The following is a 17,145-nucleotide window of genomic DNA, read 5'->3' as shown; positions in this document are numbered from 1 at the left end:
AATAAAACTCAAATTTTATAGAAAAAAATCGTGGCTCTACGATCTAAGTCGTAGATTTCTAAATAAGTCATCAAGAATTACTTAAGTCGATAATTATGCATTTAAACGGTTGTTTTAGCTTACTTACATTCAGGTTTTACGGCATTTTAAGCTGAGAATTCCCTCAATTAATGATTTTTAAATGCGTTTATTGTCTAATAATCATCCATGTTTAGATAATTCAAGCCACAATCTATCAATATTTTTATCATCTCCCTGTTTTGTGCTTCTGCTTTTCTTCTTCCCGCTTTTCCTTCCCAGCATAAAAAAACACCCCCTGCACTAGTCAGGGGGTGTTTCGAATAATGAGCTGGCGATGACTTACTCTCACATGGGTAACCCCACACTACCATCAGCGCTAAGAGGTTTCACTTCTGAGTTCGGGAAGGGATCAGGTGGTTCACTCTTGCTATTGTCGCCAGCACAACTGTTATGGATACTTGCTTAGTCTAATCTCAGAGCAGTGCTCTTCGTGCTAAGTTTTCTACCAAATGAGTTATTAACAGATCATATCTGAGTTGCAGTATTTTGTTCTTAAGCGTTAACTAAATCAAGTTATTTTGCTTAATATCGAATCAATTGAGCTTTTATACAACAACTGTTTGGGTGTTGTATAGTCAAGCCTCACGAGCAATTAGTATTGGTCAGCTTCATGCGTCACCGCACTTCCACATCCAACCTATCAACGTCGTAGTCTTCAACGGCTCTTTAGTGGACATAAAGTCCAAGGGAAATCTTATCTTGAGGTAGGCTTCCCGCTTAGATGCTTTCAGCGGTTATCCCTTCCGAACATAGCTACCCGGCGATGCGACTGGCGTCACAACCGGTACACCAGAGGTTCGTCCACTCTGGTCCTCTCGTACTAGGAGCAGATCCTCTCAAATTTCCAGCGCCCACGGTAGATAGGGACCGAACTGTCTCACGACGTTCTAAACCCAGCTCGCGTACCTCTTTAAATGGCGAACAGCCATACCCTTGGGACCTGCTTCAGCCCCAGGATGAGATGAGCCGACATCGAGGTGCCAAACACCGCCGTCGATATGAACTCTTGGGCGGTATCAGCCTGTTATCCCCAGAGTACCTTTTATCCGTTGAGCGATGGCCCTTCCATACAGAACCACCGGATCACTAAGACCTACTTTCGTACCTGCTCGACTTGTGGGTCTCGCAGTTAAGCGCGCTTTTGCCTTTATACTCTACGCGTGATTTCCGACCACGCTGAGCGCACCTTCGTACTCCTCCGTTACTCTTTAGGAGGAGACCGCCCCAGTCAAACTACCCACCAGACATGGTCCTCGCTCCAGATCATGGAGCAGAGTTAGAACCTCAATATTACCAGGGTGGTATTTCAAGATTGGCTCCACCGAAACTAGCGTCTCGGTTTCAAAGCCTCCCACCTATCCTACACAAGTAAGATCAAAGTTCAATGTCAAGCTGCAGTAAAGGTTCACGGGGTCTTTCCGTCTAGCCGCGGGTACACCGCATCTTCACGGCGATTTCGATTTCACTGAGCCTCTGCTGGAGACAGCGCCCCCATCATTATGCCATTCGTGCAGGTCGGAACTTACCCGACAAGGAATTTCGCTACCTTAGGACCGTTATAGTTACGGCCGCCGTTTACTGGGGCTTCGATCAAGAGCTTCGCTTACGCTAACCCCATCAATTAACCTTCCAGCACCGGGCAGGCATCACACCCTATACGTCCACTTTCGTGTTTGCAGAGTGCTATGTTTTTAATAAACAGTTGCAGGGGCCTGGTTTCTGTGGCTGCTCTCAGCTCAGGAAGCAAGTTCCATCACCAAAAGCAGCGTACCTTCTCCCGAAGTTACGGTACCATTTTGCCTAGTTCCTTCAGCAGAGTTCTCTCAAGCGCTTTGGTCTACTCGACCTGACCACCTGTGTCGGTTTCGGGTACGATTCCAGTGTAACTGAAGCTTAGAGACTTTTCCTGGAAGTATGGTATCAGCCACTTCACTGTACAAGTACAGCTTGCTGTCAGATCTCAGCATAGAGTACCCCGGATTTGCCTAAGATACATGCCTACTTCCTTTCACCTGGACAACCAACGCCAGGCTGACTTAACCTTCTCCGTCCTCTCATCGCATTACACTGAAGTATTGGAATATTAACCAATTTCCCATCGACTACGCCTCTCGGCCTCGCCTTAGGGGTCGACTCACCCAGCCCCGATTAACGTTGGACTGGAACCCTTGGTCTTTCAGCGAACGGGTTTTTCACCCGTTTTGTCGTTACTCACGTCAGCATTCGCACTTCTGATACCTCCAGCAGACTTCTCAATCCACCTTCATCGGCTTACAGAACGCTCCCCTACCACTTACACTAATGTGTAAATCCGCAGCTTCGGCATATAGTTTTAGCCCCGTTACATCTTCCGCGCAGGCCGACTCGACTAGTGAGCTATTACGCTTTCTTTAAAGGGTGGCTGCTTCTAAGCCAACCTCCTAGCTGTCTATGCCTTCCCACATCGTTTCCCACTTAACTATAATTTTGGGGCCTTAGCTGGCGGTCTGGATTGTTTTCCTCTTGACTACGGACGTTAGCACCCGCAGTCTGTCTCCCGGATAGTACTCATTGGTATTCGGAGTTTGCATCGGTTTGGTAAGTCGGGATGACCCCCTAGCCGAAACAGTGCTCTACCCCCAATGGTATTCGTCCGAGGCGCTACCTAAATAGCTTTCGGGGAGAACCAGCTATCACCGAGTTTGATTAGCCTTTCACCCCTATCCACAAGTCATCCCCTGGCTTTTCAACGACAGTGGGTTCGGTCCTCCAGTTAGTGTTACCCAACCTTCAACCTGCTCATGGATAGATCACCCGGTTTCGGGTCTACACCCAGCAACTAAACGCCCTATTAAGACTCGATTTCTCTACGGCTCCCCTAATCGGTTAACCTTGCTACTGAATGTAAGTCGCTGACCCATTATACAAAAGGTACGCAGTCACCAAACAAGTTGGCTCCCACTGCTTGTATGCATGCGGTTTCAGGATCTATTTCACTCCCCTCACAGGGGTTCTTTTCGCCTTTCCCTCACGGTACTGGTTCACTATCGGTCAGTCAGGAGTATTTAGCCTTGGAGGATGGTCCCCCCATATTCAGACAAGGTTTCACGTGCCTCGCCCTACTCGACATCATTATCTAAGCCCTTTCGCGTACAGGACTATCACCTACTATGGTCGCACTTCCCAGAGCGTTCCACTAAAGCTTAGATAACTTAATGGGCTTTTCCCCGTTCGCTCGCCGCTACTGAGGGAATCTCAATTGATTTCTTTTCCTAAGGGTACTGAGATGTTTCACTTCCCCTCGTTCGCCTCATAAACCTATGTATTCAGTTTATGATACCCGCCTTATAGCGGGTGGGTTTCCCCATTCAGAAATCTCCGGATCACAGGATATTTGCCGCCTCCCCGGAGCTTATCGCAGGCTATTACGTCTTTCATCGCCTCTGACTGCCAAGGCATCCACCACATGCACTTAATTACTTGACTATACAACCCCAAACAGTCGCTAATACATACAAGTTGTATTTCGCGTCGCAAACTTAATTGCCACAGTTAGAGTCTCGTGAACTTAATCACTGTACAGCTTCAATTAGATTCATATACCAAAACGCTTGATTCAGTTAATTTCGCTAGTAACTCATTTCATTCAACTTTCACAATTGCTTGTTAGGTTAAATCAAACGAGTATGAACAAATTATTTCAACTCAAATATATTCTGTTAATGATTTTTCCAGCCTTCGTCAGGTCAGGAAACTGTGATAAATCACAGAGCTTAATAACAATGAAGCGAATCATACGCCACTTTGTTGCTAAGCTCTATAACCTAAACACTTGATCGCTTAAGGACTAAACAACTTCAACACTGCATGATCACATACTGCGCGAAGCGTAGCTTCTTGCTTAAATTTCAAGTAAAAGCGTTGCTTTTATAATCTTGAAATTTGGTGGAGACTAGGAGAGTCGAACTCCTGACCTCCTGCGTGCAAAGCAGGCGCTCTACCAACTAAGCTAAGTCCCCAGCTTATCAATAAGTCAATGTTTCTGATTCTCTGTTTGCTTCCGTATTTTATTCAAATACTTCGTCAGTAGTGGTGGGTCTGACAAGACTTGAACTTGTGACCCCACGCTTATCAAGCGTGTGCTCTAACCAACTGAGCTACAGACCCTCAGATACATCGTCATGAAGAACAACTTGTTGTGGATTCTTACCAATCGTCAATCTTTCGTTAAGGAGGTGATCCAGCCGCAGGTTCCCCTACGGCTACCTTGTTACGACTTCACCCCAGTCATCGGCCACACCGTGGTAAGCGTCCTCCTTACGGTTAGACTACCTACTTCTGGTGCAACAAACTCCCATGGTGTGACGGGCGGTGTGTACAAGGCCCGGGAACGTATTCACCGCGGCATTCTGATCCGCGATTACTAGCGATTCCGACTTCATGGAGTCGAGTTGCAGACTCCAATCCGGACTACGATCGGCTTTTTGAGATTAGCATCTCCTCGCGGAGTAGCAACCCTTTGTACCGACCATTGTAGCACGTGTGTAGCCCTGGTCGTAAGGGCCATGATGACTTGACGTCGTCCCCGCCTTCCTCCAGTTTGTCACTGGCAGTATCCTTAAAGTTCCCGGCTTAACCCGATGGCAAATAAGGAAAAGGGTTGCGCTCGTTGCGGGACTTAACCCAACATCTCACGACACGAGCTGACGACAGCCATGCAGCACCTGTATGTAAGTTCCCGAAGGCACCAATCCATCTCTGGAAAGTTCTTACTATGTCAAGACCAGGTAAGGTTCTTCGCGTTGCATCGAATTAAACCACATGCTCCACCGCTTGTGCGGGCCCCCGTCAATTCATTTGAGTTTTAGTCTTGCGACCGTACTCCCCAGGCGGTCTACTTATCGCGTTAGCTGCGCCACTAAAGCCTCAAAGGCCCCAACGGCTAGTAGACATCGTTTACGGCATGGACTACCAGGGTATCTAATCCTGTTTGCTCCCCATGCTTTCGTGCCTCAGCGTCAGTATTAGGCCAGATGGCTGCCTTCGCCATCGGTATTCCTCCAGATCTCTACGCATTTCACCGCTACACCTGGAATTCTACCATCCTCTCCCATACTCTAGCTTCCCAGTATCGAATGCAATTCCCAAGTTAAGCTCGGGGATTTCACATCCGACTTAAAAAGCCGCCTACGCACGCTTTACGCCCAGTAAATCCGATTAACGCTCGCACCCTCTGTATTACCGCGGCTGCTGGCACAGAGTTAGCCGGTGCTTATTCTGCGAGTAACGTCCACTATCTCTAGGTATTAACCAAAGTAGCCTCCTCCTCGCTTAAAGTGCTTTACAACCAAAAGGCCTTCTTCACACACGCGGCATGGCTGGATCAGGGTTCCCCCCATTGTCCAATATTCCCCACTGCTGCCTCCCGTAGGAGTCTGGGCCGTGTCTCAGTCCCAGTGTGGCGGATCATCCTCTCAGACCCGCTACAGATCGTCGCCTTGGTAGGCCTTTACCCCACCAACTAGCTAATCCGACTTAGGCTCATCTATTAGCGCAAGGTCCGAAGATCCCCTGCTTTCTCCCGTAGGACGTATGCGGTATTAGCATCCCTTTCGAAATGTTGTCCCCCACTAATAGGCAGATTCCTAAGCATTACTCACCCGTCCGCCGCTAGAAATCGGTAGCAAGCTACCTATTCCCGCTCGACTTGCATGTGTTAAGCCTGCCGCCAGCGTTCAATCTGAGCCATGATCAAACTCTTCAGTTTAAAATCAATAGTACATATAGTGTACCAATCTTGGCTCATCAATTACTGACAAAAATTTGCTCAAATAAACTTCGAGTAATTTCTACCATTAATCAATGAAAATAATTTCGATCGATCAATCAGTAAAAATCCACACAAGTTGTTCTTCATAATCTCTTAATGATCTTTCTAACATCTCGTCAATGCTAGAAGCTGAACTTCGATAAACTTAACAACTCAACGCTTCGCGTTTCGTTCGTTTCCGTCTATCTCGTCGGTATGGTGCTCATTATAGGGCAATTTCTTACACGTGCAAGTGCTTTTCACTCACAAAGAACACGAGTGTTTTATTTTTATGCACCATTATGGTTCAAAAAACACACTTTACTCACATAAATACATGATATTTATTACAAATATCATGTAAAATATTTTTCCTATTTTGTGCGCTTAGTTTTTTACAGGTGCTGCTTTAATCACCACACTCTGTATAACTACTGGGTTTACAGGGACATTCTGATGCATTCCATAGTTCGCAGTTGGAACTTTTACGATTTTATCGACGATATCCATACCTTTAGTGACCTTACCAAAAACAGCATATCCCGCATTCATTGCACTTTTATTGAGGAAGTCATTGTCTGCAACATTAATAAAGAACTGACTACTTGCTGAATCGGGATGATTCATCCGTGCCATTGCCAATGTGCCGCGCTTATTGCTCAAGCCATTACTAGATTCATTCTTAATCGCTGCTTTTGTTGGCTTCTCCTGCATTTTGACATCCATACCCCCACCCTGAACCATAAATCCAGGTATCACGCGATGAAAGATCGTACCGTTATAAAATTTTTCTTTTGCATAGCTTTCAAAGTTTTTAGCTGAGATAGGAGCTTTGTCATTGAATAGTTCAATTTCAATATTGCCTTGAGAGGTTTTCATTTCGACAATAGTATTGGCAGCAAAACTGCTTAAGCTCACACATCCAAGTGCTACAGTAAATAAAATCTGTTTTAACATTTGCTAACTCTTCTGATTGATCTCGTACTTGTTATTGACTGTATATTAGTCTTTGATGATTAAAAAGTAATTATTCTGCCATTATTAAAACGAGAACAATGATGACGCAAATAATACCGTCGGACACTGCATTGACACATTTACCGCCTTGGCAACTGCGTGGCGATGCTTTTATTTTGAATTATTGGATCTCTCCAAGTTTTATCCAACAAGCGCAAATGTTCCGTTTAGCGACATCAGCTTTGGGTCGTGTGGTTCAGGTGTTATTGGTCCGATACCATGATTCGCCTGTGGGTCCTTATGACGAATTGCTGATTTTAGATCACCCTTTATGGAGTAAGAAAAGGTTAAGTTCGATACCTAAGATTTATGTTTCGACAGATATCTCTGTCATTCATGGTCAAAAACTCTGGGGCATTCCTAAAGAGTTGGCAAAGTTTGAATGGCAACAACATGACAATGAAGTGGTCTGTACTATAGAAGTTGAACAACACAAAATGCAGATCCGTTTAAAAAAATCACGTTCACAGCGTTCTTTCTATATTAATAGTCATCATATCCCTGCAGCGATGTTGCAAATCAGACAAGCGTGGGAAGGTAAGCGCTATCAATTTTCACCGAAGTTTCGCGGACGGCTATCTAAACTGAAACAGGTAGAATGGCAAAACACACAGGACATTTTTCCAAATTTTTCTGAAGCACGATTATTGCAAAGCTTTTATGTCCCAGAATTTAGCCTCGTTTTTCCTGCTGCAAAAATCCAAGATAAATAACCCAATAAATAAAAACCCAGTGTTTCACGTGAAACACTGGGTTTACTTTATATAAAGGAATGATTAGCTACGTTTATCCCAAAATTTACGGAACTTCGTACTGATCTCAATCACGTATTTTTTAGCTCGGTGCGAAACCGGGGTTAAGTTAATAAAGCCATGGGTTTGATCGGTATATTCTTGATAAAACACTTTCACCCCTTGCTGACGGAGTTTATGCGAATAAATTTCACCTTCGTCATGTAAAACATCATGCCCTGCCGTCACGATATACGCAGGTGCGATACCTGCCAATTTTCCATAGGTCGGTGAAATTAATGGATCATCCAAGGCCACTGCATGCTGTTCCGCATATAAAGCAGTTACGACATCAATATCTTTTTCAGTCAAAACTAGACCATCTTTATAAGCATAGAAAGATGGGTGGCGACTCTTGAAATCCACTACTGGGTAAATTAATAGCTGAGCTTGCGGGGCAAAAACTTTCTGAGCACTGCGCTGCGCAACTGCGGTAGCAATATTGCCGCCTGCACTATCCCCTGCCACCGCAATTCGATTTTTTAGAATTTTAAACTGACGACTATTTTGATAAGTCCAAGCCAAGGCATCTTCACAACTTTGCATTAATTGAGCTGGGCTGGCCTCTGGCGTGAGTGGATAATCAATACTTAAAACTTGTGCTTTGGCATGCACGGCCAATAAACGACAAACTTCATCATGCGTGTCTAGACCACCCACCACAAAACCACCACCGTGATAGAACACGATCATCGGTAATTTTTTATTTGGAGCAGGATGATAATGACGCGCAAACAGCGTAGCACTTTGTAAAGGTAGACGTATATCTTGCACTTGTTTCACAAAGGTCGGCTTGGTCTTGATCGACTCCATCTGTAAATCAAATAATTTACGAGACTTCACATAGTCTTCAGTCACAAAGCCTGACTTACCTTGCTTGAGTTGAGCCGCCATCATGCATTTCACCAGCGGATCTAATTCTGGAAAAATAAACGGATAATCGAGACGTTTTGCGAGGCTTTCTTTGGCAAAGTTAGGAAGACGATCAAGTAACCGAGCAGCCGTACCTTGGCCTTTATCTTTCATATTTTTAAGTGATTCATTCAATGCAAACATGCTCTATCCTTCGAATTATGCTCTTCATACTTTCTACATGATCTAGGTCAAATGTGACCATATTCACATATAAGTCTCAACATCGACATACATAGTACAGACCTAGTTAAGCTAATCTTCTTTTATAGAGTTGTCATTGACAATTTACCCAAGTTTTATGGGTTGATTATGCTAACCCATTCTCGATAAAGGATACTCACCATGGCTAAAAAGATCATCCTTCTGTCTTTTGCGACTGCTTTTTTGGCTGTAGGCTGCGTAGCATTCCCTGAAGATGGTTACTACGATGGACGTTATGATCAACGTTATGACCGCCGTTATGATCATAATGATCGACGCTATGATAATCGTTATGATCGCCGTTACGACAGTCGTTATGAACAAGACCGCCGTACATGGGAACGTCAGCAACAACAACGTAATCGTTTAGAGCTCGAACGTAGAAAGCAGCAACTTGACCAGCGTAACTGGGAACAAAATCGTAAAAATCAACAAGAGTGGGATCGTCGTAAAAACGAACTCGAACGTCAACGTCTAGAACAACAGCGTAAATACTCTGAAGCTGAACGTCGTAAACGTGCTGAACAAGATCGTCAAAAAGTCAGCAAAGAGCGTCAGCGCTTAGAAGAACAGCGCCGTAAAGTCAGTCAAGATCGTAGAAAACAAATTGAGCAAGAGCGCAAAAAAAATTTTCAAGATTTAAGAAAGGCATCAGATCAACAACGTAAAGCGGCTGAAGAACGTCGTCGCGCGTGGGAAAATCGCCGTTAATTGTTGTTTTTGCAGATCGGTTAAAAGTAAAAAGCTCACCTACATGATGGGCTTTTTTTTCGTTCACTAAAAATAGAAAAGGTAAAAAAAAGCAATAGAAAAAAAATAGACAGAAGAGGCATCCTATCTTCTGTCTATTCTTGACTGCCTGTTGTTACAGGTCAGAGAGCATTAAACAATCTTATTGCTGAACTGTAGGTTGCGGTGCAGGCGCAGATTGAACTTCAGCACCTTGAGCTGATGGATCTGCTTGAACCACAGCACCCGATTGCTCTGTTGTTACAGATGCTTCAGTTGCAGACGTTACTTGTGCGGTTTCCGGAGATTCTACAGTTTCTTGAGAAGTACAACCCACCGCAGCTAAACCAAAACCTAAAACTGCGACAGCGAATAAACCAATTTTTTTCATCTTCATTATTTCCTTCATTGAATCATTAAAAGCAAAGCTCAACTTTGCCCGAGTCATAATGGAAAATAATTCTGTGAAGTTCCCACCTTCTGAGTTGTACTTTGTACGAGACACGGTACAGCTTATGAAATGTTTTATTAATTAGGCGGTTTTCTTTTATATTGAGGCTTTACATTATTTATTTAACTCAAGTGCTTTGTTTTTTATTAAAAAAATAAATATAAATGATTTTGAATAAAGCGTGATCACAGCTTTTGAATACAACAAAGTTCAACAAAACTTGCAACTCAGTTACTTAAGTGGCTGTTTTTATAAATTTCATGCAAAAAAAAGCCTGCTTATGAGAGAAGCAGGCCATGAAAAACACATTTGAAATAAATTAAGAAACTACAGCGATAGAATCTGAAACAGAGAATACTGTGCTGATCATTTTTTGTGAAATATTTAATAAAACTGATACTAAGAGTTTTTATGTATAAATATTAACCACTATTTTTTGAGGCAAAAAAAAATGCTGATTCTTGGGAAATCAGCATGGAAAAGTGTTTCTAAAATCTAGAGGTAGTCACCATATCCCTCTCTCCAGTGGATATGGTCACTTCCGATAGATAAATTATGCAAATTTTCAGGCACAAAGAGAAACCGTTAAAATTTATGATGAAAATCTATAAATCCGATCAAAATATAATTATACATTCAAATCAATAATTTATATTTTCATAGAATTTAATTTTGCAGTCGATATTTGGCTGAAAAACCATTTTTTTTGAATAAAAAACTGCATTTAATCGCTGACTTCGCTTGAATTTTTATCCCCTGCCCCGATTTCTTCTATTAATCATGAATTCAAAACGCATGGCAGTTACGCATCGATGTCGTTTGAACGCACAGCTATAAGGACTGAACATGTTTAAGAACCCATTTAAACGGAGTAAATCAATGGCGACTGAGCAAAACCAAGACGCTCAAGATCTTCAACAAGAGCAAGCAGAACAGCAAACTCAAGCTGAAAACGAGCAAGCTGAAGTTTCAGTTGAAGATTTACAAGCACAAATCACCAATTTAGAAGAAAGCTTAAAACTTGAAAAAGCACGTACTGCAAATGCCGTATATGAAGCGCAAAAAAGTGTAGAGCGCATTCAACGCGAATCTGAAAAGCATAAAGATACTGTGCTGGAAAAATTTGCAAAACAATTGCTTGAGTCAGTTGATAACCTTGAACGCGCGATTGCTGCGGCAGGTGATGAAAAATCAGGTTTATCTGAAGGTGTAGAACTTACACTGAAATCATTGCTCAGCACTTTAGAAAAATTTGGTGTGGTTGCTGTGGATACTGCAAATGGTTTCAATGCAGATCTTCATCAGGCTGTGGGCATCGATCCAAATGCCAAATCGAATGAAATTGGGACAGTATTGCAAAAAGGCTATAGCTTAAACGGTCGTCTATTACGCCCTGCTATGGTTATGGTTGGTGCATAAAGACAAATTTTCTGAGACGAATTAAAAATTTTAACCAATATTACTTGAAAATTTTTGATTGGCTCTCATATCGGATAACAAGTAAATCCCTTTTTATTTCCCTTTGAGAAAGGGAAGAGTTTGGGAATAAAAGAATTTTAGAGGAAACATCCAAATGGCGAAAATCATTGGTATTGACTTAGGTACTACAAACTCTTGCGTAGCAGTACTTGAAGGCGACAAAGTAAAAGTAATCGACAACGCTGAAGGCGCTCGTACAACCCCATCTATTATTGCGTATAAAGACGGCGAGATCCTTGTCGGTCAATCTGCTAAGCGTCAAGCAGTGACTAACCCTAAAAACACATTATTTGCAATCAAACGTTTGATCGGTCGTAAGTACCAAGACCAAGCTGTGCAAAAAGATATCGGCCTTGTACCTTACAAAATCATCAAAGCTGACAATGGCGATGCTTGGGTTGATGTAAACGACAAGAAACTTGCACCACAACAAATCTCTGCTGAAATCTTGAAAAAGATGAAAAAAACAGCTGAAGACTACCTTGGTGAAACAGTAACTGAAGCGGTAATTACTGTTCCTGCGTACTTTAACGATGCTCAACGTCAAGCGACTAAAGATGCAGGTAAAATTGCTGGTTTAGATGTTAAACGTATCATCAACGAACCAACGGCTGCTGCACTTGCGTTCGGTATGGACAAAAAAGAAGGCGACCGTAAAGTTGCGGTTTACGACTTGGGTGGTGGTACTTTCGACGTATCAATCATTGAAATCGCTGACCTTGATGGCGACCAACAAATCGAAGTGTTATCTACAAACGGTGATACATTCCTTGGTGGTGAAGACTTCGATAACGCGTTAATTGAATTCCTTGTTGAAGAATTCAAGAAAGAACAAAGCGTAAACTTGAAACAAGATCCTCTTGCGCTTCAACGTTTAAAAGAAGCTGCTGAAAAAGCGAAAATCGAGCTTTCTTCTTCTAACGCAACTGAAATCAACCTTCCATACATCACTGCAGATGCGACTGGTCCTAAACACTTAGTGATCAACGTGACTCGTGCAAAACTTGAAGGTTTAGTTGCTGACTTAGTTGAACGCACAATCGAACCTTGCCGTATTGCGCTTAAAGATGCTGGTCTTTCGACTTCTGACATCTCTGACGTAATCTTGGTGGGCGGTCAGTCTCGTATGCCACTTGTACAACAAAAAGTACAAGACTTCTTCGGTCGTGAACCACGTAAAGACGTGAACCCTGACGAAGCTGTAGCAATGGGTGCTGCGATTCAAGGTGCGGTACTTTCAGGTGACAAAACTGACGTACTTCTTCTTGACGTAACTCCATTGACTCTTGGTATTGAAACCATGGGTGGCGTGTTAACAGCAATTATCGAGAAAAACACCACGATTCCTGCGAAGAAATCTCAAGTATTCTCAACTGCTGCTGACAACCAACCTGCTGTAGATATTTCTGTGTTCCAAGGTGAACGTAAAATGGCGCAGCAAAACAAATTGTTAGGTAACTTCCAATTAGGCGATATCCCACCTGCTCCACGTGGTGTGCCACAAATTGAAGTATCTTTCGACATCAACGCTGATGGTATCTTGAAAGTATCTGCGAAAGACAAGAGCACTGGTAAAGAGCAATCAATTCAAATTAAAGCAAACTCAGGTTTGAGCGATGCTGAAATTGAAGCGATGATCAAAGATGCTGAAGCGAATGCTGAAGAAGACCGTAAATTTGAAGAATTAGCGAAAGCACGTAACGAAGCTGATGCACTTGTTTCTTCTGCTCAAAAAGCAGTAAAAGATCTTGGCGAACAAGTAACTGCAGATGAAAAAACTGCAATTGAAACTGCATCAGCTGAGCTTGAAGCGGCTACGAAAGAAAATGACGTAGAAGAAATCAAAGCGAAAACTGAAGCACTTCAAAACATCATTATGCCGATCACTCAACGTGCGTATGAAGCTGCACAAGGTCAAGGCGGTGCTGAAGGTTTTGATCCTAACGCTTTCCAAGGCGCTGAAGGTCAAGCTCAAAAAGCAGATGACGGCGTTGTAGATGCTGAGTTCACTGAAGTTAAAGATGACAAAAAATAATTTGTCGCTTTAACCGAGTTTTCCAAAGCTCAAAAAGACCGCGCGAAAGCGCGGTTTTTTATGTTATTTTTCATTATCTTTAAAATAAAACATAATTTACATGAAAAATTTTATCAAGCTTTTGCTCTTAGCTGCGGGAATGTCCGTGATGTTTCATTATCCGATGGGTAATCTATTAATCATTCTGCCTTCAAACATACTATTATCCCCTCTCAATTATCTACAATTTTTGGGGCTTGATGCGGCCTTCACACTTGGACTCCTCATAAGTTGCCTAATTTTATATATGTTTAATATTCAGCAGCGCTACACGTGGAGCTTAGGATTTATCTCACTATTTATCGGCATTATTTTTTATACATTAGCTCAATGTTTTAAACTCGAAATATCGATCTATAGTTTGGAACACGTTAAAGAATATGGATTTAATTTCAAATATCTCATTGAATTGGTTTTTTTCATATTTATCTCTATAGGATTCATTCTTATTTATAAATCCAATTTACCAGCCAAATTAACTGGAAAAAAAGCGTAATGCTATTGTTAAGACAACGCTAAAATTTCAAGATGGTATATATTTGACTATGACGTGGACAAAATTCAAGCTAAATTAAACCCCTATTATTGTGTTCATTTACTATGCGCTTTGTCTCAGCACTCATAACAGTGGGGATACTGTATTTAGCTTATTTGCAGTTTCAAGTTAAATCCCATCCACAGCTTCGCTTTAATTCTGCGTGGGATCGAATTTCCCATCCTTTTGACACACGATTACGCTTTCGAGTTGCAGACGTCGACCCACGCTTTGGTTTAACCCAGCAACAGGTGATCCAACTTAGCCAAGAGGCTGCAGAGATATGGCATAAAGGGACGCTCAAACCGTTATTTATCTATGACCCAGATGCACAACTGGCGATCCATCTAATTTATGATGACCGCCAAGAACAATACAATGCCTATAAGCAAGTCCAAAAGACCTTAGCCGCAGATAAAGCCCGTAATGATTTATATGCCGAGAACTTAGCAAATTCGAGAAAAGGTCTGGAGATGAATGAGCAACAGCTCCGATCAAAACAAGCCATGATCCGTGCTGAAATAGTACAACTGTCGCAAGAACGTATGGGTTGGAGCCGAATCGAGCATGCACAAGGCCCCAATATGCAACGCGTTGAAAGAGAACTTGCGCAAGTCAAAGCACAAGCAATGCTATTAGACCAAGAAATAGATCGATTTAATCAGCAAAATGATCAATTTAACCAACAAGTCTTAAGCTATAACCAGCAAATCGATCAATATAATGCAGGCGTGATACAAGCCAGTCAGCGCTTTCCTGCACGAGAGTTTCATAAAGGTGTCTTTATGGGAGATCAGATTCAGATTTATCAATTTGATGCCGAAGATGATTTACGCCTCACCCTTGCCCACGAACTCGGACATGCTCTCGGCTTATCTCACCATAATGACCCTGCTGCATTAATGTACCCAATCTTGGGCGCGCAACAATTAGAAAACTTTAAACTGATGCCAGCAGACCAAAGCTTACTGTATTATCACTAGTGTGCCCTGAGCATAAAAAACCATACAATTTATAAGGATATTTCAGGATTCACCAACAAATATCAGCATTTCATGTTATTGTTGATATGCAATAATCCCCTTATATCAATGACATCTTCCGTGGAGAGCAATGTGAGTTACTACCATATCTTAATTGAAGTGAATGACCACATCAGCACGATTGAACAAACCCGTGATATTGAGATTTTTGATATTACAGACATTCAACCTTATCTCCATGCGGTACTTTTACCCTTTTTTAATGAGCAATTAATTGAGCTCGAAGACGAAAATCTTGAGTTTAAAGATGTCTTGCATTTACAAGTCAAACAAACCCTATTGCCGATCCGTGACCTCATCGAAGAAGAACAACGCCTGCTTCCGAGTGATACCGATGTCACCATTACGGCATATGAAATTTTTAATAATTATCAATTGACTCAAGACGTGACTACCGTAATTTTAGATCTATTAGAAGCACTAAAATTTGAAGCCTAATATCGATTTTAAACATTAAAAAAGCCCTCTAAATGAGGGCTTTTTTATGGCTCAATTCATCATCGCGATTAGATCGAGAATGAAGATCCACATCCACACGTGGTTGTCGCATTCGGGTTTTGAACCACAAATCGAGAACCTTCAAGACCTTCAATATAGTCGACTGTTGAACCAACTAAATATTGATAGCTCAGTGAATCAACCAACATCTTCACATCACCATTGATAAATTCAGCATCATCTTCGTTTTGGCTTTCAGCAAAATTAAATCCATATGAGAAACCTGAACAACCACCACCAGTCACATATACACGTAACATAAGGTCTTGATTACCTTCACTCTCACGCAATTGGCGTACTTTATTGGCAGCATTGTCAGTCAGCACAAGTGCTTGAGCATTCATGATGGATTCCTCTGAGTCATTGGGGTGTCTTTAAAAAGAAAAGACCATATTTCAAGTATAACATACTCAATATATGGTCAGTCTTCACAGTTTAAAGTTAAATCAGAGTATTTTTCTCAAGATTCATTTAAAACTTATTTATAGTTTTCTTCCTGTAATGCGCATTCGAAGTTTTTAGGGTCTTGTTTACAGCGGAATTGCCATAATAATTTCATCATTCGCTTATCGTAGATACCACGTTTAGTCAAATCGATACGCGCTTCACGCATCATTTTTTGATAACCAGCTTTGTCTGCAGTTGGAACATCCATCCAATATTTAGCTGGGATTTCTGACTTCATTTTGCCTAATATCGTGAATGCACGAGGTAATTGTGTTTTGACCCAATCACGTGATTTTTGCCCATATCCCGCTGGGAATTTATCTGGGCGAATAATGATATTACCCGTCACTTGTAAAATTGGATAATTAACAATTGCACCTTTACTACCTAAACCTTTATGTAACTCCAAGGGTTTAAACACCGCTGCAGGTGCACCAATAATATCCACCTGACCATTGTTAAATTTAGAGCCAAAATTGGTCACGTCAGCACTGACCGCTTGAGCCCCCACCTGTTGCACCATAATTTTCTGCGCTTCATCATAATCAAGCACCGCAATTTTTTTACCTGCTGCTTTAGCGACAGTATTGATACTACGGTCATTCACCAACAGGTAGGCATCACCTACAGGAATCACACCTACCACTTCATATTTACTATTGACCATGCTCTTTGCAAACGTTGGACTCGCAAGCCCTTGCATCACTTTAACCGCAAGTTTCAAATCTGGAATTGCACCAATCGCATCTAAAGAACCGGTAAAATTATTGAATTGGCGACCACGCATACCGGTGACACTGATCCCATCACATTTACCGGCTTTAAAATCTTCCGCAATCACCGCTTCATTTTGACTGACGCGGAGCTCAATGTCTGCGCCCCAGTTTTTTGCCGCCAATTGGTAATCTCTCATCAGGGTAAAAACATCACCATTTTTACCCACCAAATCAAATACACACACCACTTGCTTTGCTTGAGCTACGCCATTTACCGCCATTAATGCAGCAGCAACGCTCAATGCCTTTGTCCATTGTTTCATACTGACTTTCCTTGTTTTTTAGTGTTTTTGTTTTTAACCATTTTTTGAATTTTGGGT

Annotated in this window: 11 protein-coding genes, 2 tRNA genes and 3 rRNA genes; 6 read left to right on the top strand and 10 right to left on the bottom strand. The window is 42.1% G+C overall.

The window, feature by feature from the left end; all coding sequences use genetic code 11:
* Positions 1-347: 347 nt before the first annotated feature.
* The 6 genes from rrf to AC4CU0_RS00095 form a co-directional block, all read right to left on the bottom strand.
* A 5S ribosomal RNA gene (gene rrf, locus AC4CU0_RS00120) occupies positions 348-462 on the bottom strand.
* Positions 463-652: 190 nt separating this feature from the next.
* Positions 653-3,546, bottom strand: a 23S ribosomal RNA gene (locus AC4CU0_RS00115).
* A gap of 457 nt (positions 3,547-4,003) precedes the next feature.
* Positions 4,004-4,079: transfer RNA gene (locus AC4CU0_RS00110), tRNA-Ala, on the bottom strand.
* A 71-nt stretch (positions 4,080-4,150) separates the two neighbouring features.
* Positions 4,151-4,227: transfer RNA gene (locus AC4CU0_RS00105), tRNA-Ile, on the bottom strand.
* Positions 4,228-4,288: 61 nt separating this feature from the next.
* Positions 4,289-5,827, bottom strand: a 16S ribosomal RNA gene (locus tag AC4CU0_RS00100).
* The 16S, 23S and 5S rRNA genes sit together here with 2 tRNA genes alongside, the layout of an rRNA operon.
* 429 nt (positions 5,828-6,256) lie before the next feature.
* The gene (locus tag AC4CU0_RS00095; protein WP_168379531.1) at positions 6,257-6,826 is read right to left on the bottom strand and encodes a peptidylprolyl isomerase; all 570 of its coding nucleotides are present in this window, start codon (positions 6,824-6,826) and stop codon (positions 6,257-6,259) included.
* Between the two features lie 101 nt (positions 6,827-6,927).
* On the opposite strand from AC4CU0_RS00095, the gene AC4CU0_RS00090 reads away from it, so the two are divergent.
* Positions 6,928-7,599 carry an acetoacetate decarboxylase family protein gene (locus AC4CU0_RS00090; protein WP_490743443.1) on the top strand — a complete coding sequence of 224 codons (672 nt, stop codon included), beginning with the start codon at positions 6,928-6,930 and terminating at the stop codon, positions 7,597-7,599.
* Between the two features lie 63 nt (positions 7,600-7,662).
* On the opposite strand, the gene AC4CU0_RS00085 is transcribed toward AC4CU0_RS00090, so the two are convergent.
* Entirely contained in the window at positions 7,663-8,733 is a 1,071-nt protein-coding gene (locus tag AC4CU0_RS00085) for an alpha/beta hydrolase (protein ID WP_078194436.1), read from the bottom strand.
* A gap of 201 nt (positions 8,734-8,934) precedes the next feature.
* Between AC4CU0_RS00085 and AC4CU0_RS00080 the strand changes: the two genes are divergently transcribed.
* A complete protein-coding gene (locus AC4CU0_RS00080) occupies positions 8,935-9,504 on the top strand; it encodes a hypothetical protein (RefSeq protein ID WP_490743442.1) in 570 nt (189 codons plus the stop codon).
* Positions 9,505-9,685: 181 nt separating this feature from the next.
* On the opposite strand, the gene AC4CU0_RS00075 is transcribed toward AC4CU0_RS00080, so the two are convergent.
* Positions 9,686-9,913, bottom strand: a complete 228-nt coding sequence (locus AC4CU0_RS00075) for a hypothetical protein (protein ID WP_228144800.1) — start codon at positions 9,911-9,913, stop codon at positions 9,686-9,688.
* A gap of 939 nt (positions 9,914-10,852) precedes the next feature.
* On the opposite strand from AC4CU0_RS00075, the gene grpE reads away from it, so the two are divergent.
* From grpE to AC4CU0_RS00055, 4 genes are all read left to right on the top strand, one after another.
* Entirely contained in the window at positions 10,853-11,392 is a 540-nt protein-coding gene (grpE, locus tag AC4CU0_RS00070) for a nucleotide exchange factor GrpE (protein WP_111885723.1), read from the top strand.
* A gap of 154 nt (positions 11,393-11,546) precedes the next feature.
* Positions 11,547-13,487: a molecular chaperone DnaK gene (gene dnaK, locus AC4CU0_RS00065; RefSeq protein WP_490743441.1), complete on the top strand. Its 1,941-nt coding sequence runs from the start codon at positions 11,547-11,549 to the stop codon at positions 13,485-13,487.
* 639 nt (positions 13,488-14,126) lie between these two features.
* Complete coding sequence (locus tag AC4CU0_RS00060; RefSeq protein ID WP_490743440.1) at positions 14,127-15,044, top strand: matrixin family metalloprotease; 918 nt, start codon at positions 14,127-14,129, stop codon at positions 15,042-15,044.
* A gap of 120 nt (positions 15,045-15,164) precedes the next feature.
* The gene (locus AC4CU0_RS00055) at positions 15,165-15,542 is read left to right on the top strand and encodes a hypothetical protein (RefSeq protein ID WP_171263823.1); all 378 of its coding nucleotides are present in this window, start codon (positions 15,165-15,167) and stop codon (positions 15,540-15,542) included.
* A gap of 68 nt (positions 15,543-15,610) precedes the next feature.
* On the opposite strand, the gene erpA is transcribed toward AC4CU0_RS00055, so the two are convergent.
* Both erpA and AC4CU0_RS00045 read right to left on the bottom strand, forming a co-directional pair.
* Positions 15,611-15,946 carry an iron-sulfur cluster insertion protein ErpA gene (erpA, locus tag AC4CU0_RS00050; protein ID WP_078194440.1) on the bottom strand — a complete coding sequence of 112 codons (336 nt, stop codon included), beginning with the start codon at positions 15,944-15,946 and terminating at the stop codon, positions 15,611-15,613.
* Between the two features lie 134 nt (positions 15,947-16,080).
* Positions 16,081-17,088 carry a putative solute-binding protein gene (locus AC4CU0_RS00045; RefSeq protein ID WP_490743439.1) on the bottom strand — a complete coding sequence of 336 codons (1,008 nt, stop codon included), beginning with the start codon at positions 17,086-17,088 and terminating at the stop codon, positions 16,081-16,083.
* Positions 17,089-17,145 lie beyond the last annotated feature (57 nt).

The organism is Acinetobacter sp. LipI_15, from assembly GCF_058242865.1.
This window is presented reverse-complemented; position numbering and strand designations above follow the sequence as displayed.